Genomic DNA, 25793 nt, shown 5'->3' with positions numbered 1-25793 from the left:
AAAATATTGCCATATGTCTGAAAAAAGTTCCATACTCGTTTAGGGTATGATATGGAAAGTATTGTCTTATTAATAGAAGGCGGTTATATGGAAGAAAAAATTAAATATGATGAGTTAACGGAACCGGGCGGCGTAATTTTATTAAAATACGTCCGTGAGGAAGCTTCGGCAGAAGAGCGGAGACTGGTTGAAGACTGGTTGAAAGAGAATAATGAACATGAAAAAGAACTTCTCCAGATCGCTCGTATTTATTTTGCGCAGCGAACACAGAAGCGTTTGGCTGATCGTGATCCGTTAAAAGCATTTAATCAGATTCAGAGTAAATTGAAGAAACGTTCTTTCAATTTATATTTTCGCCGTATTGTTGCGGTTGCTGCTTGTTTTATTGGGGCATTTTTATTGTCTGTAACTTTACTTGATATGAAGAACTTTAAAGCGTTACGTTTGATAAAGTCTCAGACAATTACGGTTCAAGCCAATGCCGGTATGCGTACAAATCTGGAATTGCCGGACGGTACGGTTGTGTGTTTAAATTCAGGTAGTTCGATTACTTATCCTTTGCCTTATGATAAGGATCTACGGAAAGTATCATTAGTAGGCGAAGCTTATTTTAAAGTAACGCATAATCCTGAATGTCCTTTTATCGTTGGCGTAATTGACGACAAAATGTCTGTAAAAGTATTAGGAACAGAATTTAATTTGCAGGCATATGCCGGAGAAAACAAGATATGTGCCACATTGGTAAACGGACGTATTGATCTTGAGATTAAAACAGCAAAAGGACAACTTAGCAGGGCACTTTTGCCTTCGGAGAGAGCCTCCTATGATTTATTATCTAATACTTTGAATGTAGAAACAGTAAATACTATGTATGATACAGGGTGGATGGAGGGAAAGTTAATGTTTAAGGACAGCCCTTTACCTGAAGTTCTAAAGAGATTGTCTTATTTCTATAATGTCGATTTTGAGGTTAAGGATGCGATTATTAAGAGCTATTGTTTTACTGGTACATTTGTCAACCGGCAATTACCTCAAATATTGGATTATTTGAAAATATCATCAAATATAGATTATAAGATAAATCATGTCTTGACAGATGACAGCGAGAAAATAACGAAAACCAAAGTTATCCTTTGGAATAAAAAATAATGATTAATGTCTAATAAAATCAGTTTGCCTATGGATAAAACCGAAAAGTAAAACCGACAGACTTACAGAATAAAAACATACGGAAACATGTTACCAGCATCTTCCCGTATGAAATATTCAATAGTAGGTCTTAAAACGAACTAAAGAATTTATTTTTTAATCTTAAATCACTACAAAAATATGACAAAGAATTGTTATATCCAACTTGGTGCACACTTTTATGATAGATTCTGGTGGGTGCCTAAATTGACGAGAACCATGAAGTTAACCTGTTTATTACTGTGTATGTCTATCAGTATTGCATTCGCTTCTCATTCGTATGCACAAACTGCAACATTGTCAATCCGCATGACGGAAAAAACAGTGGCGGAAATTCTGGAAACGATAGAGAAACAAACCGACTTCCAGTTTTTCTACAATAGCAAGCTGATAAATGTAAACCGGAAAGTTTCTGTAAACGCACAGGATGCAGATGTTTTTGTTGTGCTGAATCAATTGTTCGAGGGCTCAGATGTTCACTATAAGGTGGTGGATAGGGATGTGATTCTGACAAAGATGAATGTTCTGGTTGATGAAAAGACAAGAATAACCGGACGTGTTTTGGATGAATACGGAGAACCGATAATTGGAGCGAATGTCCTTGTTAAGGGTACTTCCTTCGGCTGTATTTCAGATATAGAAGGAAAATTTGAATTTGAGACTCAGGATATTGGAAATGGGGTATTGCAGGTTTCATATATTGGATATATTACTCAGGATATACCATTGAAAGGGAAAACAAGCTTAATTGTAAAACTGGAGACGGATGTATTGAAGGTATCGGAAGTCGTTGTAGTAGGGTATGGATCAGTAGAAAAAAAGGAATTGACTTCTGCGGTTACGTCTGTTTCCAGCAAAGACTTTTTACAAGGAGCGTTTACTAGTCCGTTGTCTATGATTGATGGAAAAGTTTCAGGTGTGAGTGTTTCAAATCCGGCAGCAGCAGATCCGAATGCATCTCCTAATATACAAATGCGTGGTGCCTCTTCTATTGATGCGGGAAATACGCCGTTGGTTATAGTCGATGGAATGCCGGGAGCTGATTTGAGAAATATTGCAAATCAGGATATAGAATCGATAACAATTTTAAAAGATGGTTCGGCGGCGGCTATTTATGGTTCTCGCGCTGCTAACGGGGTTATTCTGATTCAGACGAAAAAAGGTAAGGCAGGAAAAGTTTCTGTTACCTATGATGGCTATATGGATCATGACATGGTTGCTAATAAGCCGGAAGTTCTTTCTGCAGAGGAGTTTCTGGCACATAAAAGAGATATAGATTTTGGCAGTCATACAAATTGGTATGATCAGTTATTGAGGAAAAATAACATAGGCCAGAATCACTACGTTGCCGTATCCGGTGGAGGAGAGAATCTAACATTCCGGGCTTCGGCTAATTACAAAACGAAGGAGGGGTTGGATATTGGTTCTTCCCGAAAAGAATATGGTGTCCGAATGGGGTTTTCTGCTAAAACGTTGAAAGGATTGTTGGAAGTGAGTGGAAATTTGTCTACACGCGTAATAAATGAAGAATATGTAGACTATAAAGTGTTTCAGCAAGCAGTTAAGCTGAACCCTACTCATCCGATGATGGATAAAGACGATCCTGATAAATATAGTATTTTGTACGGATTTGACACCTACAATCCTGTAGGAGATATAAAAGACCAGGAAAATGGCGGAGATAGACAGTTCTCCCTTGCCGATTTTAAAATTAAGTTGAATATTTTGCCTAATCTGAATACCGAGGTTTCTTTGGCAAGACAAAGCCAGGAGTATTTGAGACGCCTGTACATCAATTCCAAGCATAAAGAATCTGTAGATAACATGCGTCAGGGGCGTGCTCGGTTGCAGAATGAAAACTGGACGGATTATACCTTTGAATGGATTGGTAATTATTTCACTTCAATAGATAAACATACCATTAAATTAATGGCAGGATATTCGTACCAAGAGTTTAATCATCGGATGTTTTTTGCGGAAAATGCAAACTTTCCCTCGGATGTGCTTTCTTACAATAATCTGCAAGCGGGGGATTGGAATATGGCCTCCGGACGTTTGGGTATGGAATCATTGAAAGAAAAAGAAAAGACAATCGGTTTTCCTGCCCGTTTAAATTATAACTATGATGATACGTATTATTTGACTGCTTCCGTCAGGTATGAAGGGAATAGCAAATTTGGCGCTAATCATAAATGGGGTTGGTTTCCTGCGGCCTCAGCTGCATGGCGTTTGTCTAATTTGCCTGTGATAAAGTCTGTTAAGAATATTGATGAATTAAAGCTTCGTTTCTCGTATGGAGCAACGGGACGTTCCGGCTTCCCGATGTATTCGGCACTGGCTCGTTATAAAGGGGGCGAAAGATGGCAGAATGATCTTGGACAGTGGATACAGACATGGGGGCCGGCAAATAACCCCAATCCCGATTTGCACTGGGAAAAACAGATATCGTATAATTTAGGGCTCGATTTCGGATTCTTTCAGAATAAGCTATCCGGTAGTCTTGATGCTTATATACGGAAAGGGAAGGACGTTATTTCCAATTATGATGCTCCTCTTCCTCCTTTCATGTATGATCAGATATTTACAAACGTTGCCTCTACCAGTTCAAAAGGCATCGAACTAACGCTGAATTGGGATGCAGTCCGGACAAAGGATTTTTCTTATTCAACAAATGTTATAGTATCTTATACCAAGTCTAAATTGGATAAATTCTCAAATGGTACATATCAGAAGGGATATATGGACCGTTATTATTTGCCTGCTCCCGGACTTCCCGGATATGCACAGCGTTTGAAAGATGGAACGGAAGTTGGAACATTTTGGGGGTTAAAATATGCGGGAGTCGATGAGAGCGGTAATATGTTGGTGTGGAAGGATGCCAAAGAAGGAGGCGAGAAAATACTGGCTAATGGGGTTGCCAGTGATGCCGACAAAGGCAGCATTGGGCATGGAGCTCCTCGGTATGCATTGACTTGGGGGAATACGTTGCGTTATAAAGGCTTCGATCTGACTTTGTATTTTCAGGGAAAGTTTGACTATCAGATATTGAATATGTATCAAATGTATTATGGTTTGATGGCGGAGCCGGGTATTAATTTGTTGAAAGATGCTTATGGGAAGAATGGACTTATTACTTCGGGAAAAGTGATGTGTGATTACTTTCTGGAGAACGGAAATTATTTCAGACTTGATAATATTACTCTAGGGTGGACTCCGAGTTTAAAAACAGACTGGATTAGCAATTTGAGAATATACGGTACAATAAAGAATGCTTTTACGCTTACCGGATATTCCGTAATGGACCCTACGGCTGTTGATATAAATGGCTTGGAACCGGGTGTCAGCGGTCTTAATGTCTATCCGGTGGCTCGTTCTTTTACAATTGGGATCCAAATATCTTATTAACCTTAAATTATCTATTATTATGAAGCTGTTTAAATATATAATAAGTTTATGTATAGTTGGCTCCGTTTGGGTTTCGTGTACGAATCTGGATGAAGAGGTTTTCAGTCAGATTACGGCTACCAACTATTATCAAAATAGTGAGAATGTTTATGCTGCTCTGACAAGCAATTATACATGGGCTCATAAAACAGGATGGGAAGATGCCCGTTATTTTTTACAGGAGGTGACGGCCGATCAATTAATGATTCCCACCCGTGGAAAGCATGGATATAACGGTGGTGAATATGTTCGTTTACATGAGCATAAATGGACAGTGCAGGAAAATTTTGTTTATAATGCATGGGTTGGACCTTATAAGGGAGTTACGTTGTGCAATAATGTGATTTCAGATTTTGAAAAATTAGATTTTTCTAGATTTAAATTAAATGAGAATGTAAAAAATCAGTATATTGCCGAAGTACGTGGACTTAGAGCTTGGTATTATATGTTTTTGATCGATTTTTTCAGATATGTGCCTATAGTTACCGGAGTAGATGAGATAAAAGGACAATCTTCTCCTCAGGAAGTTTTTGATTTTATCGAGTCAGAACTGTTAGCTGTTATTCCGGCGTTGCCGAAAAATATAACTTCTTCACGTCTCGACCAAGGAGGGGCTGCCTCTATATTGGTACGTTTGTATCTAAATGCTGAAAAATGGACGGGAAAGTCCCGTTATGATGATTGTGCGCGCGTTGCTCAGGAAATTATAGACGGTAAATACGGTAGTTATAGTATCGATCCGGATTATCGCGGTCCCTTCCGGGCTGGTATTAACGGATACAAGTCGCCGGAAAACATATTTGAGTTTGCCCATAAAAAAAATTATCTGGAAGCATCATGGATGTACAATATGTGGATGCATTATCAGGATCGTTATTCTTTGGATAATGACTGGCAAGGTTGGAATGGAGGAAATCTAGCTCCGTCAAGAGACTTGAGAGGTAATCTTTACCAAGACAAACTGGGGATGCCATTTGAGAAATTTCCGAATGAGGATATTCGGAAAAAACCGTTTAGAGTGACGAGTGTGGAAGGTGATTATGAAGGCTTTTTCCTTATGGGCACGCAATATAAGTTTGATTATGACAAAGGCTATGGCTATACCGATGAGATCATTACAGGTACAGAAGAATATAACGGAAAGCCTTTGGTTTATGTAGATCAGGTAGGCCGTTTTTCAGAGGGGGAAGCCGGACTAGCTAAAGGTTCTCATGTTATATATGGAGAGGAAAATACAGGGTATCGTTTAATTAAATTTCCTTGGCTTCCTCAATCCAAAGATTTATTTCAAATGAACTCTATTCCTGAAATACGATTGGCGGAAATTTATTATTCATTGGCTGAGTGTAAGTATCGGGCAAATGATAAATCGGGTGCGGCTCGTTTGTTGGATGCTGTGAGAAAGAGATATTTCTCGGCTGCAGATTGGCCTCGTTTTAGTTATGAACAGAACCCTGCAAAACTGACTGATGATGAGTTTGTAGATGAATTGGGGCGTGAATTTTTAGGCGAACGCCACCGTCGTATAGATTTGATAAGATGGAACCGTTTCAGTGAAGGAACTTGGTGGGACAAGAGCCCTGATGCATCAAATCAAGATGTTTTCCCTATACCCTACAGGGCACTCAATGCCAATCCATTGTTAGAGCAAACAACACCTGGTTTTTAATTGTTTAACTATATAAATTACCATTATGAACAAAACAAGTATCGGAAAGCTGTTAGCTTTATTTGTGTGTTGCCTTACTTTGGCAGCTTGTAGTACAAAGAATGACTTTAAACCGTTGTTTGCCGACGATTTGTCGAATGCAGATTATGACCAGGCCGTGTGGAGTATGCAGGATGGTATCTTGACTGCTAATGCCGATCAGGCTATTTGGACGAAAGACCAGTATGAAAATTTTGTATTGGAACTGGAGTTCAAAACAGACGTGAATACTAATAGCGGTGTTGTTATTTATTGTCCGGACAAAAAAGACTGGATTCCTACATCTATAGAAATCCAGATTGCCGACGATCATCATCCACAATGGAAAGAACTTGCGGAAAATCTGCGTTGTGGTGCTATCTTCGGACACAAAGGGGCAAATGAACAGCTGGTTGTTAAGGAGCCGGGTAACTGGAACCAGATGACTGTCACAGCCAAAGGTCAACAAATTGATGTGGAGCTAAACGGTAAAAAGATTGTTTCGGCAAATCTGGCCGATTGGACTTCCGGTACAAAAAATCCTGACGGAACAGATATTCCGGCCTGGTTGCCTAAACCATATTGCGAAATACAACCGAAAGGCTATATCGGTTTTCAAGGCAAGCATGGCGAATCCGGTATATGGTTCCGCAACATAAAGATTAAACAATTGTAAAAGAGCCGGTAGCCTGAAAAAAAATCAGGCTGCCTTTAAACCTTTTGCCTCGTTTTCGGTCTATTGTTTCGAAGCGCTTCACAAACAAGTATTAATTAAACAAATTGGTATAGTTTTATGAAAAAGGTAATAGGTTTGTGTTTAGTTATTGTATTAAGTTCCGTTTCAGTATTTGCCCGCGATGGCAAAAGAATGGATAAAAGAAACGATGATTCATCCAAACGTTATGAAAGGATGGTCGAATCATTGAAATTGGATGAAAAACAAGCTGCCGAGTTCCGTAAGATCAATCAGGAATTTGCTGATAAAATGAAGGTCGAGCGTGAGAAAGCAAAGGTTGTCCGTGATAAAAAACGTGCCGAAATGACGGCTATGCGTACAGAACGTGATGCTCAACTGAAAAAAGTTCTTACTGAAGAACAATACAAATTATATCAGGAAAAGATGGCAGCAAAGAAGATTCACCGCAAAGGAAACGGACGAAGATAATTATTTCACTTGAAAGGTGACGGTGGACAGTTGACGGTTGCATACGCAATATTTTTGACTGTCCATTGTTGTTTATCAGCTGTCAACTTTTTTAATATTATATCATGATGAAAAAACTGCTGTTAAGCTTGTTGGTACTGCTGTTATGTGCATGCCATTCCGAAGAATCGTTTTTTAAGATGAGAGGTGTTGTTCTCTCCGTTCACGATCTGGAAACCGTAGATTGGCCCAGCTTGGCTGCCGAAAACGGTATAAACACTATTGGTACACATGTTACTCCCAAGGAAGTAGAAGCTTTTATCAAATCTGAAAAAGGGCAGAAGTTCCTTGCCGATTGCAATAAATATGGCATTCAGGTCGAACATCAATTGCATGCTATCCACGAATTATTACCCAGGGAATTATTTTCAGAAGACTCTACCTTGTTCCGCATGGATGAAAACGGGAATCGCGTGGCCGACTTCAATTGTTGTGCCAGCTCTTCTAAAGCATTGGATATAATAGCTGAAAACGCAATTCATTATGCTAAACTACTTCCGTCTACTAATCATCGCTATTATTATTGGCTGGATGATGGTGCACCTCTTTGCTTTTGTCCAGAATGTGCTCATCTTTCCGGAAGCGAACAGGCTTTGATGATAGAAAACCGGATTATACAAGGACTTAAAACGATTGATCCCAAAGCACAGTTAGCCCATCTTGCTTACCATACTACTATGGAAGCTCCTAAGAAGGTAAAACCGGCCGATGGCATTTTCCTTGAGTTTGCACCTTTTTATCGTAGTTGGGAAAAGCCTCTTTCCGACGAATCTGCTAGTGGAAGAGGTATGACACATGCCGAAAACGTAAGGTTTTTAGAAGATAATTTAAAGGTATTTCCGGCCGAAACCGCTGTAGTACTTGAATACTGGCTGGATGTTTCCTTGTTTAGCGATTGGAAGAAACCGGCTGTTAAACTGCCTTGGCATCCTGACGTATTTATGTCTGATTTGAAAACGTATGCCGGATTCGGTATTAAAAACATTACTTCCTTTGCTGTTTATATGGACGACCGGTATTGGCAACAATACCCTGACCAGACTTTCCTGAAAGATTATGGTGAAGGAATGAAGCGTTTACAGTAAAACCGGGCAGTGAAAAGCTAATAGTTCAGCCATTGTTTGAAAGAAGATAGCTTTTCTTCACTGATTGTTATCTTCTCTTTGAAAGCCGGTCTTACAACCACAATAATCTTCCCGTTGAAGTAAGGTTCAGCATGATCTACTGCATCTATGCAAAGAATAATCTGTCGGTTGGCCCGGAAGAATCGTTCCGGGTCCAATTGCTCCATAAGTTTGTTTAATGAGAAGTCTATCGCATGTTCCTGCCCTTTTTTTGTTACGGCAAAGACTACTTTATTCTCCGAATAAAAATAAGCAATATCGGATACTTGTAATGACCAAAACTTGTCTGCTCCCCAAATAAGGAAGCGATTGCGATAGCGTTTACCCTTGCTTCGTAACGTATCTAACAGGGTATCCAGATACCCTTCCGGCCGACTGTCACCGGCTGGTAATAAAGACTCATACTTGACGATCGCATCCAGCAGGCGCTTCTCGTCGACAGGTTTTAGTATGTAGTCGATACTGTTAACTGTAAAGGCACGAAGGGCATACTGATCGTAGGCCGTTGTGAAAATAACGATAGAGGAGGGCTTGGCGGCCGACAGAAAGTCGAATGAATCGCCATCGGCCAGTTGTATATCCAGAAATAAGATGTCCGGGTGGGGATTCTCGCCGAACCATTGTACGGCTTCTTCCACACTCCCCGGCAAAACGGTCACTGTCCATTCCGGACGCAACCTGCTTACCATCGAGCAGAGCAGACGGGCTGCCGGAACTTCGTCTTCTATGATAACTGCACTTAATTTATTCATACGATAATGGAATTTTTACGATGAACTGGTTTTCCAGCTTCGTTATTTCTATTTCTTTTCCTTGTATCAGTTTGCAACGATTCGAAAGGTTTTTTAGTCCGATATTTGTTGTTTCTCCGCTTTTACGTGGATGGATAGGGTTGCTTACCACCAGATAGTCGCTTTCTTCTTTTACATCAATCTCCATTGGTTTGCTCATCGTGATGGAGTTATGTTTGATTACATTTTCCACCAGCAATTGCAATGTAAGCGGAGGGAGCATATAATCCATTTTTTCCACTGGTATTTGCAGATTCCATCGGAGACAATCGCCTAGCCTTACTTCATGCAGGAAGAGATAAGCCGTCATAAACTCAAGTTCCTCCCCAAGAGATATAAGCGTCTTATCCTGGCATTGCAGAACATAGCGGTACACGTTGGACAGGTTTTTGGTGAAACTGATAGCATTCTGCGGGTTGTATTCAATCTCTGCAATCAATGTGTTCAAACTGTTAAACAGGAAGTGCGGATTCAACTGGTTTTGCAGGGCTGTATACCGGGCAATGTCATTTTCTTTCTGGAGACTTACAGCCTTACGTTGTAGTTTAAGGGTGTTTTGCATGGAGCGGTTGGCCAGTAATAAGCCTAGGATAACCAACTCTACTAGCCATACAACCAGTAATATCCGTATGCCTCCGGTCTGGAAAGAGAATGGGGTCATTGTGCCTGCCAGCAATTTTGCCGAGACTAGAATACCGTAATTGAGCAACAGGAATGAGAGCATCACTGCTGTGTATACAATGATAATTCTCCATTTACGCTGGTAGTTCAGGGCATACTGATTGTTCAGCCACGAACTGATACGGAGCGTGGAATATCCCAGCAGGTTAAATGCCAGGATGAAGAACAGGAAACCGCCGGTAGAATACAATACCTCTACTACCTTATCCGGAAGTTCCGTATAATTGGCAAGCAGCAGGAAGGAAAAGACTCCAAGTCCCGAAAACAGCAGGCTATATAATAATGTATTCCACTTCATGTAATATATTCAGACGGTAAAGGTAAGCCATAATTTCAATTTTCGTACTTATTCAGGGATCTTATCAAATCAGAATAGGCACCTTGCGCTTTCACTTTTGCTTGTACATAATTCAGTTGCGAGGTCTGGCGGTAGGTTTGTGCTTCGATCACTTCTACTACCGATACTTTTCCTTCTGCATAACGTTCCAGGGCTTTTTGTTCGTTCTCACCGGCCTTCTGTAAAGAGTTTTCACTTAATTCGACCTGCTCTATGGCTTGTGCAAGCGAAACACGGGCTGTCTCGGTCTCCAGCCGGACGGCATCTTCCACTTTATTCAACTGGTCGTTTGCCATACCGATACGGTTGTTCGAAACCCGTTTTTCGCTTTTTCGTTTTCCCCACTCAAATAAAGGAACGGATAATTTTAGGTAGACAGCATAATTAGGGTCAAGGTCTGAATGGAAATCATATCCCGGAGAAGAATAACTTCCGTCTATTCCTATGTATAGTTGAGGCTTATATTTGGAATCGGTTAACTTCATCGAACTTTCAGCCAGCTTGATATTATCAAGTGCCAATTTTACTTCCGGCCGGTTGTTTTCTCCGGACAACCCAATGCCATCGTTTATGTTTACTTTCGGGACGGAAGCATCGACAGCGGTGGGTTGTTGCAAAGTGACTCCTATCAGTGAGTTTAAGGCCATTCTTCCTGTTTCGAAGTTACTTTGAGCCTGGAGTAATTGGTATTCTGCTTCATTCAGTTTTACTTCTGCCATCAACCGGTCTTGCGGATCAACTAACCCGACCTTTTCGCGTTCGCGGATAGTCTTTACTAAGGAGGCTATCGAATTGCGGAAATCGGTAGTTATACTTACTACCTCTTTCCGGGCGACCGTACTCCAGTATTGTATATCGGTCTGATAGCAGATGGATGAGCGAAACAACTCTGCCTGGTGGGCTGCTTGCGATTGCTGGTGTTTTGCTATCCGGATTGTTTCCAGAATCCGTCCTCCGGTATAGAGGGGTTGTAATAATGTAAGAGAAGCTCCGTACTTCATGTCGCGTCCTTCAAACTGTACAGGTGTTTCCATCCCCGGCAGGTCGAGGGTCAATTGTATCGGCTTTCCTGTGTGTTGGAAGTTTGCATCACCCGACAGCTTCGGCTTCAGGCCTGCTTTGGCCATTTGCTCGACCTCCAGGCTGGCCGAGATGTTTTTCTCGGCAGCTTTCAGGTCATGGCTATAATTCAGAGCCATAGAGCGATATTGTTTTAGTAATTCGCTCTGTTGGGAGAATGAGGGTATTACACACAATGCAAAAGCGCATATTATTATTTCTTTCTTCATGGTTGTTTACTTCTAGAGAATAACGAGTCGTTATTCGTTGTGTTCTTTACTTTATAGAATATCGTGTATAGGGCGGGGGTGATGAACAGAGTCAGTAATGTAGCAAACGTTAGTCCGAAAATGATGGTTGCCGCCATCCCGCCGAATGCTACATCAAACAATAACGGAACCATCCCCAGTATCGTAGTCGTGGCTGCCATCAATACCGGGCGGGTACGAACCACTGTCGATTCTATGACGGCAGTATAAGCTGTTATCCCGTTTTTGCGCTGCACATTGATTTCGTCAAGCAGAACAATTACATTCTTGATTATCATTCCCAGCAACCCCAGCCATCCGGCAATCGGGAAAAAACCGAACTCAAATCCGGTAAGCAACAGTCCGATTGCAACGCCGATGAGCGAGAGGGGTAATACGCAAAGAATGATCAGCGGTTGTTTGAAGTTACGGAATAGAGCAACCAATATTACGATTAACATCAGGAAAGCCAAAGGGAAGAATTTAGCGAGTGCTTGTAATCCTTCGCTTTGATCTTTGTATTGTGAATCCCAAAAGAAAGTATATCCTTCGGGCAGCTCCATTGCTTCTATCTCTTTTCGTATCTCGTTATGTACTTCTGTCATTGTATGCCCCGGCTTTACGCCACACATTGCGGCCATGGATAACTGGCGGTTATAGGTACGTATCTGAGGATATTCCCAGGTTGTTTCGATGCGCTCTGTTACCTGTGACAGCGGAGCCGACTTATCGCCGTTCCATACCGAGAAGTCTCCCAGCGAACGGGCGTCCGTAATGTTGGTAGCTTCCGACTTCAGTAATACGGGAACTTTCTTTTCGTCGTCGCGGTAAATGCCGACCACTGTCCCGTCACTGATAGATTTGACCGATTCCATCATTGCAGCCTTCGTTATGCCGGCTATTCCGGCTTTAACCGGGTCATAGATCGGACGGATCATCAGCGTCATGTTCCCCCACTCATTACGGGCATCGGCTACTTTTGGATTGCGGCGCATGATTTCGATTGCTTCTCCGGCGAGTGAATCCAGTACGGCAGCATCCGGTCCGAGGAAACGGGCTTCTATCAGAGCTTCAGTGAGCGGACTCAATTCGAACTTGTTCACTTTGATAAGTGGTTCCGGATATTTGATGCGGATCGAATCTTTCAGTAAAGCGTGCAACTTCCTCGATTCTTTGGGCGATTTACCTTTTACCAGTATTTGTGCGTAGTTAGGTTGGGGGCCGAACGATACATTTGACAGATAGTAGCGAGGTGGTGTACGTCCCACATAGGAGGATACCATTTCCGTCTGTTCCTGAGAGCGGATGTAATCGGCAATGCCGGTGGCAAAACGGTCTGTTTGCTGTATATTTGTTCCTTCCGGTAACCACATATCCAGAGTGAAATATTGTTTGTCCAGTGCTGGAACAAATACTTTCGGGATGAACTTGAAACTCCATGCCGAAGCCAGAAGTAATATCACTAACGAACCTATTGTTACGTATCGTCGTTTGATTACCCATCGGAGTGAAGTGCGGAATCGGTTATAAATAGTATTATTGAATAAATCTGCCTGTAATTCTTCCGGACGTGGGCGGCGGACAAATTCTTGTATGAAGAAAGGGGTCTGCATCAGTGCGAATATCCAGCTGAACATCAGGGATACGCCAATCACTATTACCAGGGATGAGAGCAGTTCGCCAGTAATATGCGGCGAATAATAAATCGGAAGGAATGTGAGGATCGCGATCACCGTAGCTGCCAGAAGTGGTATGGCGGTAGAGGTGCAAGCTCTCATGATGGCTACCCGCTTCCGCATGCCTCGTTGCATATTGACGAGTGCGGAGTCGGATACGACGATGGCGTTATCCACCAACATTCCCATGGCTATGATTATAGCTGCCAACGACATGCGTTGCAAGGCGATTCCTCCGGCAAGCATAACGATCAGCGTGGCAAATATGGAAAAAACCAGGCCGCTGCCTACCAGGATACCGTTCTTGAACCCAATAAAGAATAATAAAATTGCAACTACCGTTATGACAGAAATAATGAGGTTCAGGATGAACCCTTGGTTAGCCACATCCGATTCATATCCTTGGTCATAGATAGAGGTCAGGTTAAATCCTTTGGGAAGTTGGCCGGCCATATTGTCGAGTTGTTTTTTTACGGCTGCAGCCATGTCTACCACATTGCCGGTAGGAACAGTCGAAATTGCAATGCCTATTGCCGGTTTTCCGTCTATACGCATGAAGTTGGATGAGGGCGTCTGATAGCTTTCATTGATTCTGGCAATATCTTCCAACCGGAAATGTTCGCCTGTATGCGAAACAATCGTCAGGTTACGGATGTCATCCAGTGAATAGAAATTGCCTGTCGATTCGATGCGGATACGGTTTGTTCCGGCGTCGATTCCTCCAGCATCCACAACCTTATTCTGTACGTCGAAAGCACGGGCTATGTCAGCTGTTGTAATACCACTACGCGCCATCACCGAAGAGCTTACTTCCACGTCGATAGTAGGTGTTTGTACTCCGTAAATCTCCACCTTGGCTACGTCTTTTACTTTTAGGATTTCGTTCTTAATCCGTTTTGCCTGATTTTCCAGCTCCCGATACGAATGTCCGTCACCGGTCAGGCCATAGAATACTCCTAACACATCCCCAAAATCATCGTTTACCACCGAAGTCCCAGCTCCGGCAGGCAGTTTGCCTTGTACGTCGTTTACTTTACGTCGTAGTTTGTCCCAGAGTTGTTGCATCTCATCGGCACGAATCTCCTTCTTTACATAGACCGTTATTTTGGAGAGACCTGCCCGGTTTTCTGTCTTCAGGTAATACAGTTCGCCGAGCGACTGGATTGATTCTTCCAATACATCAGTCACCTGTGTTTGTACTTCCGTTGGGGACGCTCCGGGGTAGGGTGTCAGTACCAATGCCTGCTTGATAGTGAAAGGGGCATCTTCCAGCTTTCCCATTTTTACGTATGAGAATATTCCGCCTGCCAGTACCAGGATCAGGAGGAGTACTGTTATGGCTTTGTTCTGCAAAAAATATTTCACCAGTTTCATCTTACTTCTTTTTCAGAGATTTGTACAATCATTCCATCCGAAAGGAAACGGAGTCCGCTTACGGCCAGTTTCTCTCCGGTGCGAAGTCCGCCTCTCACAGCAATATATCCGTTGGGTAGTAAATCGCCGGTATTTATTTCCCTGCAGTTCACCTTTCCTGTTGCTTCGTCTACAACCCAGACGTAGTTACCTTTGGAGGGGCGGTGGCAAAGGGCGGTTTGTGGAATTGCCAATGTTTCTGTACCGGAAGTTGTTTCCAGAAGTATTTTCCCTGACATACCTGAGAGTAACTCTTTGCTTGTATTTGATAACAGGGCTGTTAATATATAGGATAAGTTGTTATGGGAGGTATTCTTCGATACTTCTGCCACTTTTGCCCGAAAGTATTTATCCGGCAAAGCGTCGAAACGTACCGTTACGCTGTCCATACTTTGAATCTGTAGGGCTACCTCTTGTGTGACGAAAGCCTCTAACTTCAGGCGATCCGTTTCGATAAAGGAAAGTACCGGTTGAGAGGCTTTTACCTCTTGGTAATTTTCTACATGCACTTCGCCTATGTATCCGCTGAAAGGGGCAGTCAGGCGGGTGTCATTCAGTTCGTTACTGGCAGTTTCGAAGGCGGTGCGGGCGGTTATGCAATCGGCTTTCGCTTTTTCATAGGCGCTTGCGGAGATATTATTCTTTTCGAACAAAATCCGGATACGTTCATACTCGGCTTTCGCCTGATTGTAGAGTGCTTCCGTACGTTCCTTCCGGATGCGAAAGTCACGTGGGTCGATACCGGCAATGAGACTTCCCTGCGGATAGTAGTTACCTGGATAGACCTCGAAGTGTTCGAGTGGGCCGCTTACCCGGAAGGATAATTCGGATGTACGGAACGGCTTCGAAATAAACGGATATTCTTTTTCTCCGTTTCCGGCGATAGGGGTTACATCGGAAACGTTTACGATTATTGTTTGCTTTCCCTCGGTTTTGCCTGCGTTCTTGCAGGATATAAGCAAAAGAAAAGCACTTAAAAGCAGCATTGTATTTGTACCTGTTTTCATCTGTCTGTTTTTCTATTTTGCGCCAAAAATAGAAACGGCTACTTTTATTTATCGGATAATAGTTGCTGAAACCGGAAATAAGGTGTATGAAGCCGGATGGGAAAGGGGCGAGGGCGAGGTGTATGGAAAGTTGGTATATAAAAATCCCCCCACAATCTGTAAAAGACTGTAGGGGGATCTCTTTCTATCTGAAAATATCTCTTTTTGCTTTGTCTGAGATAAAATTATAGAGTTGTTAATTTCAGGTTACGCCAGCGAACTTTAATTCCGCCGCCATCATGAATCTGCAATGCGATACGTCCTTGTCCGGCACCGATCTTTTCGTCGTTGATGTTTACCATTTCTTCACCGTTTAACCAAGTCTGTACATTGTCGCCATTTACTTTGATGCGTAGGGTGTTCCAGTCGCCTTCTTTCAGTATGTTTTCTTTTTCATCCGGAATCTGGATCAACCAGCCGCGGCCGTATGATTCATAAATACCGCCTGTGTCGTGCCCTTTAGGAGCTACTTCAACTTGCCAGCCGTTTACTTTTGCTCCATCTTCAACGAAAGAACGGATAAACACGCCTGAGTTGCCATCGGCTTCCTGTTTGAATTCAACAGTCAGATCGTAATTGTCATAATAATCGCGTGTAGCCAGATAACCATATTGTTTGTCCGGACCACTTTCGCAAACCAGTAAACCATTATTGTCTACATACCATTTTTCCGTTCCATAGGCTTCCCATCCGGTCAGGTCTTTACCATTGAATAATACAACTTCTTGTCCGGTTTTACGTGGGAGCTCTTTAATTTTAATATTACGGAATGAAGCAGGATAACCATGGTCTTGCAGACATAATACACCTTTCTTTGCCAATCCGTATTCAGGAGCTTTAGCCCATTTGCCGCTGTTCTTTTTTGCATGCCAGTCATCTGTCCAGGCTTCAAATTCCAGAATCTTTTCTCCGTTCAGCCAATGTTCTACGTGGCCGTTATCGAATACGATTTTGGAATTGTTCCATTCGCCTTGCGGGTTTACTTTCATTTTGGCTTTATCGGGCAAATGCATTGCATAGTCTACGCCTAACTTTTGCCATTCTTCCAGTGGCTCCGGGAAGTTCGGTTCGTCTATCAACTGATATTCCGGGCCGGTTACGTAAGGTACAGAATACTGTGGACGTTCAACCACATGATACAGCATGCCGCTGTTTCCACCTTTGGAAAGTTTCCAGTCCCAAGACAATTCAAAGTTCTCATACTGTTTGTCTGTAACGATGTAACCGCTAGCATCGCTACCGTCTCCTTTAGCTTGAATACATCCGTCTACAACATGCCATGGCTGTGTAAGCGTAGTACCGTTGTAATCTTTCCAGCCATTCAATGTTTTACCGTCAAACAACAATTGCCAGCCTTCGGCAACTTCTTCGGGAGAAAGCGTGTTTTGCTCTTTTTCGGCACAAGAAGAGAACAAAGCTAATGAAACTGCACAAGAGGCTAATAGACTGGTGGCAGTCATTTTACTCATAATAAATTCCATTTTTTAGAAGTTAGATTAATATTAGATTTAAATACTTTTCAGCCACAAATATATAGATAAAAACCGAAAGTCAATACAAGAATGTAACAGGATAGATGTTAATAGGATGAAATATGTCAAAATACATTTCTCAGGGAACCTGTTTGAGAGAACGGAATTAGTCATCCCGATCATTTTTGCAAATCATCCCGATGATTTATAAAAATGATCGGGATGAAATATTTTTCTTTGAGTGGTTGTTATTTTGAAACTTAATAATTGGAGAATATAATATTTAGTTTTGTGCCAATCTGTAATCGTTGGGTGCTATTCCTGCTATCATCATACTCTTTAATAGGTTATTATTTGGTGCGAAACGCAAAATAATGTATATTTATAGCCTAATATGATGTAAATGGATATGTGTTGTAACAACGGAACAAGAAATGAAAGCATGAGCGATGCCCCGAACAGGGCTCCGGGAAGCGGAAAGATATCTTTTCCTACTATTTTAATGCCTGAAAATTTGGAAGTTTCGGAAATTCGTGTAAACACACACAATTCTTATTTCGCGTGTAATTAAGCAAAAACTTCTTAATTACCAATACTTTCGCAATTCGGCTTATGGCTGTCTTGCGTCTTTTTTTATTGCTCCTTTTCTCCCGATTCTTTATCCGGCAATTCCCGCTACCCGCGCAATACGGGAGGGTAACGGATTGCCTGTTTGTTCATGAAATAAAAATAAGAAACCAGATGATACGAACTTTACTTGCCTTTCTGGGCCGCTGCCACCACGCGGTTGCGTGCCTTGCGCTGATCTTTTTATTATCGCCAGCCGCATTAAAAGCGCAGAACGGGAATATCGTTCCCGGCACGACTGAGCGCGATTCAGTGATGATGCGCACGACGTTTTATTTCTCGCTCGGCAACGGCGAATGGATTGAGCGGAGCGATTACCCGAAGTCGGGGTGGTTGGTTCGCTGGGCCGGGGCGAACCCTGATGCACGGATCGTCATCCGGGGCTGGGCGGATGCGAGCGGACGGGCGGTGCTCAACGATACGCTCTCGCTACGCCGTGCCCGCACCGTGCGCAACTACCTTGTACGGAAGGGTATCGCCGCCGAACGGATCGCCTACGCGGGTGCGGGCGTGGATACCGAAGCGGAAAGCCCGGAGAAAGCCCGCCGTGCCGAGGTGCAGGGCATTATCAGGCTTGCCCTCGCGGATGCACCGGAAGTACGGGCGGAAACCGAATCCGTACCCGTGAAGCAAGAAGCGGAAAAGGTTGAGCCGCCTGTTCCGGAGAAAGAAATAACGGTAGAAGAGATACAACAAGCGGAACAACCGGCCCTCACGGTAACGCCGGAAACCGCATCTTCCTCCGGTCGCTACCTCGCCGTCAAGACCAACCTTGCAGCATGGGCGGGTACGATAATGAACCTTGCCGCCGATGTGCAGGTGAGCGAACATTTCTCCGTAGAATTGCCCGTACTCTGGTGTCCGTGGTACGTGGGCAGCAAACATGCCGTGAAGACGTTTACCATCCAGCCCGAAGCCCGCTACTGGCTGTCACGTCCCGGTACGGGGCATTTCTTCGGCGTACATGCACACGTGGGATGGTTCAATGTAAAGTGGAACCGCGACCGCTATCAGGATACCGGGCGTCCGCTGCTGGGCGCAGGCATCAGTTACGGTTATCTGCTGCCTTTCAATGAACATTGGGCGGGTGAGTTCACCCTCGGCGCAGGCTATGCCAACATGCGCTACGACACCTATTATAATATAGATAACGGTGCACGCATAGACACACGTACCAAGAATTATTGGGGCATCACCCGTGTAGGGCTGTCCGTGGTCTATCGCTTTAACCTTAAAAAATAACGGCTTATGAAACAGAAATACACGATAGGATTTATCGCCCTTGTGCTGGCAATCGTCCTTGCCGGTTGCGTACACGACTACCCCGGCATGACGGATGACGGTGAAGAAGGCGTTGACCCTACACTGGTAGAGGTCAAAACCGAAGTGACACTCGATCTGGAACTTGTTCCGCTGGAAATCATCACGCAGAAAAATGCACGCAGCGGAACAACAAAAGCCGATGACGGCTACCGCCGCCGCTTCATCATCGAGGCGTGGCGGGAAGGCAAGCCCACAGCCCGGCAGGTAACGGTGATGGAGACCGCCGAAGAAGAAAACGGCGACGGGAAAATCTCGCTCCCCATTCATCTGAAACTTCATGCGCTGGAATACACCCTCGCCGTATGGACGGACTATGTAAAGGCAGGCACGACGGACGACCTCTATTACGATACGGACAACTTGCAGCAGGTAGCCTGCCGCGACCCCTATACGGGCAGCACCCCTTACCGGGATTGCCTTTACGGAACAGCGCCGCTCGACTTGCGCAACTACCGGAATGAATGGAATGCCAAAGTACAGGTGCAGGTAGATCTGGTGCGCCCGCTGGCACAATACCGCATTATCGCCACCGACGTGCAGGAGTTTCTACGTAAGACACGGCGGAAACGGGATGGAGAAAGCGGCAACAGCACTTATACCATCACCTTTTCCTACGGCTTCTATTTCCCGTTGGAGTTCAACACTGCCACGGGCAAGCCGATGAACTCGGTGCAAGGCGTGAAATTCTCCGCACCCCTCGCCATCCCCGACGACGGCTCGGAAGAGTGCGTGCTGGGGTCGGACTTCATCTTTGTAAACGGCACGGAATCTTTTGTGCCCCTGAATATCGAACTGACGGATGCCGAAGGAAAGGTGGTGTCGCGCACACGGGGACTGGAAGTGCCCTACCGTCGGGGACACCTCACCACCTTACAGGGCAAATTCCTCACCAACGAGATGCAGGGAGGCATTGACATCGACACCGGATACGACGACGAGATAGACGTAGACCTCGATTCTTTCTGAAGTGACAGGTAATAAAATAAACTCAATTAAATCACAGTAAAAATGAACAGAAGTATGAAAAAGAACCTTTTCTTCGGGTTGATGGCTCTGGCAGGGCTATTCACCTCGTGCAGCCAGGACGACGCTTACGCTCCCCCGACTGCGGACAGCAACCAAGTAAGCATGAGCATCGGAATGCCTGCTGACTTTGTAAAAACACGGGCAACCGCCTCCGCTCCCACTAACCATGAATTGCGCTGCATCCTCGAAGTGTGGACGCTAAACGGATCTGAACGGAAAGTACGTCAGGAACAACCGGTGACGGCAGGTGCAACCAACATTACTTTCAATTTTGAATTGGCAGACCAAGACGATTATAAAGCCGTGTTGTGGGCGGATTACATCGCTGAGAATGCAACGGAAACAAGCGGGCATTATGCTGATAAGTATTACAAAACCGACGATGCCGACGGATTGAAGAAAGTAAGCATCATCACGAATGCTTATCCATACACCGACCAAGTACGTGAGGCATTTACGGCAGTAGTGCCGTTCACCAAAGGTGCTACGGCTAAAAACGACCTTACCGCCAGGCTTGTCCGCCCGCTTACGAAAGTGACGATTGCGGAAAAGAACGCCGATATGTTCGCCAAGTGTACAAGCATGACGGCTACATACACCGTTCCATCAGAGTTCAATGCTTTCGACGAGACAGTAGGAGCGACTACCTACACCACCACCTACAACGCAGCCCCGGTGAGCGGGGCAGATATTACCATCAGTGGACAGGCTTGCAAAATCCTCTTCTCGGATTATGTCTTTACCGCTGCCAACGGCACAATGGGCGGAATAGAGCTGACGTTTACCGGAAGCGCAACGCTGAAGAACAAAAGCATTCCTGCCAACATTCCCCTGAAACGCAACAATTGGGTACGGGCTGCCGGAAACCTGATTACAGCGGACGCTTCCGGATACGACCCGAACTTAATTATGACCGTAGATATGACCACTGACTGGGTAAATCAGGATATTCCGGATATTGATGGAGCGAGAGTAGGCGACTACTATTACGAGGACGGCACATGGTCGTCAACCTACACCAACAATTCCTCGAATCCCTGCATCGGCATCGTGTACGAAGTGAATGCTGACGGCAAGAGCGGTAAAATCGTAAGTCTGGACGAACCGCCGGCAAATTGGAGCGGAACTAATGATGCCGGCAGATTGAGTTGGGGACCGATGGCTACTCAGACCAATGCAACCAATCTAACCGATGGTTTACAGAATATGGCTACCATAAAGAATCTATCCAATGATTTCAGCAATTACGATGCTTTCAGGTGGGTGCATGCGCGGAACCCGTCAGAAACGAACTATTCGTCAGCGACTACCGGAGTGTGGTATCTGCCAGCTAGAGATGAGTTAAAAGCACTTTACGACTCTTATGGTGCTACTTCCGGTATCGGTAAAGAAAACTTTAATAATAAACTGACCAGTGCAGGCGGAACAGCGATAACCCGAATATATTACACTAGCTCCACGGAGAAAGATAATGGTAAATTCCACACCTGCACGTTATCTTTTGGAACCCTCACTGATGTTGAGAAGACGACTGCGTTTAACATCCGTTGTATTAGAAGATTTTAATATTCTACGGCGGATTAGCTATTTAACAGCCCGTCTTGATGGGCTATTTAACACTTTGCGGCGCAGCGTCAAAAACTGCCCATGTAAGTGAAAGAAATGAATAACAGCGAAGTTTGATTGATAAAGAGCGGTACTTCCGGGCATGGACGGACACTATTGGGGAAGTCCGTGCCCATCCGCCCGCCTCCTTTCAAGCTCACTGTAAATTCAATTCAAACAGCTATTCGGACAGCCATGCGTTAATGTCCGGGTGCTGCCGAGCAATGCAATAAATCTTTATTTATCTGTTTCCGGTAAGTTGATATAATGTAAAAAAGCGACAATATAAGTTGGGGTGAATAGTCCTTTTTTGAGTGTGAATGTTTTTTTATTTGTGATATTCAGTTTGTTACAGCTTTTTTTAAGCCATAATGCGGATTTTTTCCTGTTTTACATTTGCATCGTGTTCAATGGTGAGCACATAACAAATTAAATTTATAAATTATGTCACAAGGATTTAGTTGGTACAGCGTTCATGTAAACCTGGCGAAAAGGATGCAGCTAAGAAGTATTATGCAGTAGCAAAGAGTAATGGTACGTCTGGTTTGAAACATTTATGTAAATTGATTGCTGCCCGTAGCACGGTTTCAAGTGCGGATGTCAAAGCGGTTCTGGATAACCTTAATTTTGTAATGGATATGGAATTGCAGGAAGGTCGTATTGTTCAGTTGGGTGAATTTGGAAATTTCCGTTTGTCTGTTAGTAGTGATGGGGTAGACGAAGAGAAGGATTTTAACAACAGTCTGCTTCGTAGAGCGAAAATCGTTTTTACCCCGGGGAAAGAACTTCGTGAAACAAAGATGACTACCGAGTTTACAAGGGTAATCCCGGAAGTGGTGGAAAAGGAATGTGATCGTCCTCATACTGTATAATGTCAAGATTGACGTTTCAATTGGTAATGGCCTTGCTGCTTTGTGTGGCAGGCCTTACTCTTTTATTTATGGGATTTTGGGTGCCTCCTTCGGGTGAAATACATGGAAGCGTATTAGTTGCCTTTGGAGAAATCAGCACATTTGCCGGTGCATTGGTCGGCGTAGATTATTCATATAAATTAAAAAACAAGTAAGATGAATGCAGAAAAAATTATGGATATATTATCGGTAGTCAGTCGTTGTATTGGGATTGTTAAGAGAATGATCGGTAAGATAACCGGAAAAAATAAACCTCAGAATATGCCTTCTAAAGAACTTGATGAATAATCCCGTACATTATATATATAAATAAATCGTATAGATTTAGTGATAACGAATCCTATAATTTTTTTTCATGATGTAACTTCCGTTTGTTATGATAATTAGGTTGTGCGCTTTGTTCAGTTTAGGAAAATAGTTGTCATAAAGTTTGGAATATATGTTTAAGAGCATTACTTTTGCATCCGCATTCGAGAGAGAATGAATGGAGAATAGATATAGAACAATATTTTTATCAAAAAAGTTCCGAAAACATTTGGAGCTAATAAATAAAAAGTTTTATCTTTGCATCCACGTTCGCTAAAAAGCGGGTGTATAACGAGTTCTTTGAAAGATTTACATACAACAAGTAGTACAAGTATTATACAGACATTGATGTTTGTTTAAAGAATAATAATACCGTCAATTACTTAATAGATTTAGAGATTCTGAGCAAAGGTATAAAAAACAAATTAACAACGAAGAGTTTGATCCTGGCTCAGGATGAACGCTAGCGACAGGCTTAACACATGCAAGTCGAGGGGTAGCAGGGGATAGCAATATCCCGCTGACGACCGGCGCACGGGTGAGTAACGCGTATGCAACTTACCTATCAGAGTGGGATAACCCGGCGAAAGTCGGACTAATACCGCATAAAACAGGGGTCCCGCATGGGAATATTTGTTAAAGATTTATTGCTGATAGATAGGCATGCGTTCCATTAGATAGTTGGTGAGGTAACGGCTCACCAAGTCGGCGATGGATAGGGGTTCTGAGAGGAAGGTCCCCCACATTGGTACTGAGACACGGACCAAACTCCTACGGGAGGCAGCAGTGAGGAATATTGGTCAATGGGCGAGAGCCTGAACCAGCCAAGTCGCGTGAAGGATGAAGGTTCTATGGATTGTAAACTTCTTTTAGAGGGGAATAAAGTGCGGGACGTGTCCTGTTTTGTATGTACCCTCTGAATAAGCATCGGCTAACTCCGTGCCAGCAGCCGCGGTAATACGGAGGATGCGAGCGTTATCCGGATTTATTGGGTTTAAAGGGTGCGTAGGTGGATGTTTAAGTCAGCGGTGAAAGTTTGTGGCTCAACCATAAAATTGCCGTTGAAACTGGGCGTCTTGAGTATGTTTGAGGTAGGCGGAATGCGTGGTGTAGCGGTGAAATGCATAGATATCACGCAGAACTCCAATTGCGAAGGCAGCTTACTAAACCATAACTGACACTGAAGCACGAAAGCGTGGGTATCAAACAGGATTAGATACCCTGGTAGTCCACGCAGTAAACGATGATTACTAGGAGTTTGCGATATATTGTAAGCTCTACAGCGAAAGCGTTAAGTAATCCACCTGGGGAGTACGCCGGCAACGGTGAAACTCAAAGGAATTGACGGGGGCCCGCACAAGCGGAGGAACATGTGGTTTAATTCGATGATACGCGAGGAACCTTACCCGGGTTTGAACGTAAGAAGACCGACCAGGAAACTGGTTTTCTAGTAATAGCTTTTTACGAGGTGCTGCATGGTTGTCGTCAGCTCGTGCCGTGAGGTGTCGGCTTAAGTGCCATAACGAGCGCAACCCTTATCACTAGTTACTAACAGGTCAAGCTGAGGACTCTAGTGAGACTGCCAGCGTAAGCTGTGAGGAAGGTGGGGATGACGTCAAATCAGCACGGCCCTTACATCCGGGGCGACACACGTGTTACAATGGCATGGACAAAGAGCTGCTACACAGCGATGTGATGCAAATCTCCAAACCATGTCTCAGTTCGGATCGGAGTCTGCAACTCGACTCCGTGAAGCTGGATTCGCTAGTAATCGCGCATCAGCCATGGCGCGGTGAATACGTTCCCGGGCCTTGTACACACCGCCCGTCAAGCCATGGGAGCCGGGGGTACCTGAAGTCCGTAACCGTTGAGGATCGGCCTAGGGTAAAACTGGTGACTGGGGCTAAGTCGTAACAAGGTAGCCGTACCGGAAGGTGCGGCTGGAACACCTCCTTTCTGGAGCGACGGATCTCTGAAGAAGTAAAGACTCAGGTATTAAGTTCTTTACTTGTACTACGGTTGCTATGTATTAAAATATATGATCTTACTCACAAGAGGGTATAAGTATGGATATAGTGTCCATGTTTGTCCTTTAGGTAGAGAAAGAGAGAAAAATGATGCTGAGAGTAATCGAGGCAAAGTTGACAGTCCTATAGCTCAGTTGGTTAGAGCGCTACACTGATAATGTAGAGGTCGGCAGTTCAACTCTGCCTGGGACTACAAAAAAAATCTCAAGAAAAAAAGGGGGGATTAGCTCAGCTGGCTAGAGCATCTGCCTTGCACGCAGAGGGTCAACGGTTCGAATCCGTTATTCTCCACCAAAAAGTTCGACACACCGCAAGAGTATAGTTGATTAAACTGTCAACTGTCCCTTGTCACCTGTCAACTGAAAAAAGATCTTTGACATGATGGACAAAAGAATAAAGTAAAGTAGAGCAAAGCTGAAGATATATCAGCCCGACGCGGTACTAATTATAGTACAGTGTCAAAGGTAAAAGAAAGTAAGCAAGGGCAGACGGTGGATGCCTAGGCTCTCGGAGGCGATGAAGGACGTGATAAGCTGCGATAAGCTTGGGGTAGGTGCAAATAACCATTGATTCCAAGATTTCCGAATGGGGCAACCCG

18 protein-coding genes, 2 tRNA genes and 2 rRNA genes (1 of these 22 cut by a window edge) are annotated in these 25793 nt (G+C 43.9%); 16 read left to right on the top strand and 6 right to left on the bottom strand.

All coding sequences use genetic code 11. The features are described from left to right. The first annotated feature begins 51 nt into the window (after positions 1-51). The 6 genes from CTY47_RS04715 (at position 52) to CTY47_RS04690 (ending at position 8608) form a co-directional block, all read left to right on the top strand. A complete protein-coding gene (locus tag CTY47_RS04715) occupies positions 52-1149 on the top strand; it encodes a FecR family protein (RefSeq protein ID WP_233202086.1) in 1098 nt (365 codons plus the stop codon). A gap of 180 nt (positions 1150-1329) precedes the next feature. Then, on the top strand, positions 1330-4593 hold the full coding sequence (locus tag CTY47_RS04710) for a SusC/RagA family TonB-linked outer membrane protein (protein ID WP_099463634.1): 3264 nt from the start codon (positions 1330-1332) through the stop codon (positions 4591-4593). Positions 4594-4612: 19 nt separating this feature from the next. Beyond that, positions 4613-6301: a RagB/SusD family nutrient uptake outer membrane protein gene (locus tag CTY47_RS04705; protein WP_099464077.1), complete on the top strand. Its 1689-nt coding sequence runs from the start codon at positions 4613-4615 to the stop codon at positions 6299-6301. A 25-nt stretch (positions 6302-6326) separates the two neighbouring features. Next, positions 6327-6995, top strand: coding sequence for a 3-keto-disaccharide hydrolase (locus CTY47_RS04700; RefSeq protein ID WP_099463633.1), 669 nt, complete (start codon positions 6327-6329; stop codon positions 6993-6995). Between the two features lie 117 nt (positions 6996-7112). Then, a complete protein-coding gene (locus CTY47_RS04695; protein ID WP_099463632.1) occupies positions 7113-7484 on the top strand; it encodes a hypothetical protein in 372 nt (123 codons plus the stop codon). A gap of 104 nt (positions 7485-7588) precedes the next feature. Then, the gene (locus tag CTY47_RS04690) at positions 7589-8608 is read left to right on the top strand and encodes a DUF4838 domain-containing protein (protein ID WP_099463631.1); all 1020 of its coding nucleotides are present in this window, start codon (positions 7589-7591) and stop codon (positions 8606-8608) included. A 17-nt stretch (positions 8609-8625) separates the two neighbouring features. Here the strand turns inward: CTY47_RS04690 and CTY47_RS04685 are convergent, their stop codons facing one another. The 6 genes from CTY47_RS04685 to CTY47_RS04660 all read right to left on the bottom strand — a co-directional run bounded on the left by CTY47_RS04685 (position 8626) and on the right by CTY47_RS04660 (position 17358). After that, entirely contained in the window at positions 8626-9399 is a 774-nt protein-coding gene (locus CTY47_RS04685; RefSeq protein WP_099463630.1) for a LytR/AlgR family response regulator transcription factor, read from the bottom strand. After that, on the bottom strand, positions 9392-10417 hold the full coding sequence (locus CTY47_RS04680; protein ID WP_099463629.1) for a sensor histidine kinase: 1026 nt from the start codon (positions 10415-10417) through the stop codon (positions 9392-9394). The genes CTY47_RS04685 and CTY47_RS04680 overlap by 8 nt, the downstream gene beginning before the upstream one ends. 35 nt (positions 10418-10452) lie before the next feature. Beyond that, positions 10453-11745 carry a TolC family protein gene (locus CTY47_RS04675; protein ID WP_099463628.1) on the bottom strand — a complete coding sequence of 431 codons (1293 nt, stop codon included), beginning with the start codon at positions 11743-11745 and terminating at the stop codon, positions 10453-10455. Further along, complete coding sequence (locus CTY47_RS04670; RefSeq protein ID WP_099463627.1) at positions 11742-14813, bottom strand: efflux RND transporter permease subunit; 3072 nt, start codon at positions 14811-14813, stop codon at positions 11742-11744. Before CTY47_RS04670 ends, CTY47_RS04675 begins: the two co-directional genes overlap by 4 nt. Beyond that, complete coding sequence (locus tag CTY47_RS04665; protein WP_099463626.1) at positions 14810-15859, bottom strand: efflux RND transporter periplasmic adaptor subunit; 1050 nt, start codon at positions 15857-15859, stop codon at positions 14810-14812. Before CTY47_RS04665 ends, CTY47_RS04670 begins: the two co-directional genes overlap by 4 nt. A gap of 224 nt (positions 15860-16083) precedes the next feature. Beyond that, positions 16084-17358: a 3-keto-disaccharide hydrolase gene (locus tag CTY47_RS04660; RefSeq protein ID WP_394340706.1), complete on the bottom strand. Its 1275-nt coding sequence runs from the start codon at positions 17356-17358 to the stop codon at positions 16084-16086. A gap of 753 nt (positions 17359-18111) precedes the next feature. Between CTY47_RS04660 and CTY47_RS04655 the strand changes: the two genes are divergently transcribed. The 10 genes from CTY47_RS04655 to CTY47_RS04615 form a co-directional block, all read left to right on the top strand. Further along, positions 18112-19239 (top strand): DUF3575 domain-containing protein, encoded by a 1128-nt coding sequence (locus CTY47_RS04655; protein WP_099463624.1) that lies wholly within the window; start codon positions 18112-18114, stop codon positions 19237-19239. A gap of 6 nt (positions 19240-19245) precedes the next feature. Continuing rightward, a complete protein-coding gene (locus CTY47_RS04650) occupies positions 19246-20286 on the top strand; it encodes a DUF6562 domain-containing protein (protein ID WP_099463623.1) in 1041 nt (346 codons plus the stop codon). A gap of 54 nt (positions 20287-20340) precedes the next feature. Continuing rightward, positions 20341-21912 carry a DUF6562 domain-containing protein gene (locus CTY47_RS04645; RefSeq protein ID WP_233202085.1) on the top strand — a complete coding sequence of 524 codons (1572 nt, stop codon included), beginning with the start codon at positions 20341-20343 and terminating at the stop codon, positions 21910-21912. A 500-nt stretch (positions 21913-22412) separates the two neighbouring features. Further along, positions 22413-22823 (top strand): HU family DNA-binding protein, encoded by a 411-nt coding sequence (locus CTY47_RS04640; protein WP_099463622.1) that lies wholly within the window; start codon positions 22413-22415, stop codon positions 22821-22823. Further along, positions 22823-23017, top strand: coding sequence for a hypothetical protein (locus CTY47_RS04635; RefSeq protein ID WP_099463621.1), 195 nt, complete (start codon positions 22823-22825; stop codon positions 23015-23017). Before CTY47_RS04640 ends, CTY47_RS04635 begins: the two co-directional genes overlap by 1 nt. A 1-nt stretch (position 23018) precedes the next feature. Further along, on the top strand, positions 23019-23150 hold the full coding sequence (locus tag CTY47_RS17520; protein ID WP_262497702.1) for a hypothetical protein: 132 nt from the start codon (positions 23019-23021) through the stop codon (positions 23148-23150). A 446-nt stretch (positions 23151-23596) separates the two neighbouring features. After that, positions 23597-25124: ribosomal RNA gene (locus CTY47_RS04630) — 16S ribosomal RNA — on the top strand. Between the two features lie 190 nt (positions 25125-25314). Next, positions 25315-25388 (top strand) — tRNA-Ile (locus CTY47_RS04625). 24 nt (positions 25389-25412) lie between these two features. Further along, positions 25413-25489, top strand: a tRNA-Ala gene (locus CTY47_RS04620). Positions 25490-25663: 174 nt separating this feature from the next. Beyond that, positions 25664-25793 (top strand): 23S ribosomal RNA (locus CTY47_RS04615); it runs 2749 nt beyond the window's last position. Together the 16S and 23S rRNA genes with 2 tRNA genes alongside form the textbook arrangement of a ribosomal RNA operon.

Source organism: Parabacteroides provencensis (genome assembly GCF_900232875.1).
GTDB lineage: Bacteria > Bacteroidota > Bacteroidia > Bacteroidales > Tannerellaceae > Parabacteroides > Parabacteroides chinchillae.
This window is presented reverse-complemented; position numbering and strand designations above follow the sequence as displayed.

Coding starts and splice junctions, on each gene's coding strand:
- CTY47_RS04705 (WP_099464077.1), top strand. CDS start 4,613: ATGAAGCTGTTTAAATATATAATAAGTTTATGTATAGTTGGCTCCGTT.
- CTY47_RS04685 (WP_099463630.1), bottom strand. CDS start 9,399: ATGAATAAATTAAGTGCAGTTATCATAGAAGACGAAGTTCCGGCAGCC.
- CTY47_RS04675 (WP_099463628.1), bottom strand. CDS start 11,745: ATGAAGAAAGAAATAATAATATGCGCTTTTGCATTGTGTGTAATACCC.
- CTY47_RS04710 (WP_099463634.1), top strand. CDS start 1,330: ATGACAAAGAATTGTTATATCCAACTTGGTGCACACTTTTATGATAGA.
- CTY47_RS04650 (WP_099463623.1), top strand. CDS start 19,246: ATGAAACAGAAATACACGATAGGATTTATCGCCCTTGTGCTGGCAATC.
- CTY47_RS04695 (WP_099463632.1), top strand. CDS start 7,113: ATGAAAAAGGTAATAGGTTTGTGTTTAGTTATTGTATTAAGTTCCGTT.
- CTY47_RS04655 (WP_099463624.1), top strand. CDS start 18,112: ATGATACGAACTTTACTTGCCTTTCTGGGCCGCTGCCACCACGCGGTT.
- CTY47_RS04690 (WP_099463631.1), top strand. CDS start 7,589: ATGATGAAAAAACTGCTGTTAAGCTTGTTGGTACTGCTGTTATGTGCA.
- CTY47_RS04715 (WP_233202086.1), top strand. CDS start 52: ATGGAAAGTATTGTCTTATTAATAGAAGGCGGTTATATGGAAGAAAAA.
- CTY47_RS04665 (WP_099463626.1), bottom strand. CDS start 15,859: ATGAAAACAGGTACAAATACAATGCTGCTTTTAAGTGCTTTTCTTTTG.
- CTY47_RS04645 (WP_233202085.1), top strand. CDS start 20,341: ATGAAAAAGAACCTTTTCTTCGGGTTGATGGCTCTGGCAGGGCTATTC.
- CTY47_RS04635 (WP_099463621.1), top strand. CDS start 22,823: ATGTCAAGATTGACGTTTCAATTGGTAATGGCCTTGCTGCTTTGTGTG.
- CTY47_RS04670 (WP_099463627.1), bottom strand. CDS start 14,813: ATGAAACTGGTGAAATATTTTTTGCAGAACAAAGCCATAACAGTACTC.
- CTY47_RS04660 (WP_394340706.1), bottom strand. CDS start 17,358: ATGACTGCCACCAGTCTATTAGCCTCTTGTGCAGTTTCATTAGCTTTG.
- CTY47_RS17520 (WP_262497702.1), top strand. CDS start 23,019: ATGAATGCAGAAAAAATTATGGATATATTATCGGTAGTCAGTCGTTGT.
- CTY47_RS04680 (WP_099463629.1), bottom strand. CDS start 10,417: ATGAAGTGGAATACATTATTATATAGCCTGCTGTTTTCGGGACTTGGA.
- CTY47_RS04700 (WP_099463633.1), top strand. CDS start 6,327: ATGAACAAAACAAGTATCGGAAAGCTGTTAGCTTTATTTGTGTGTTGC.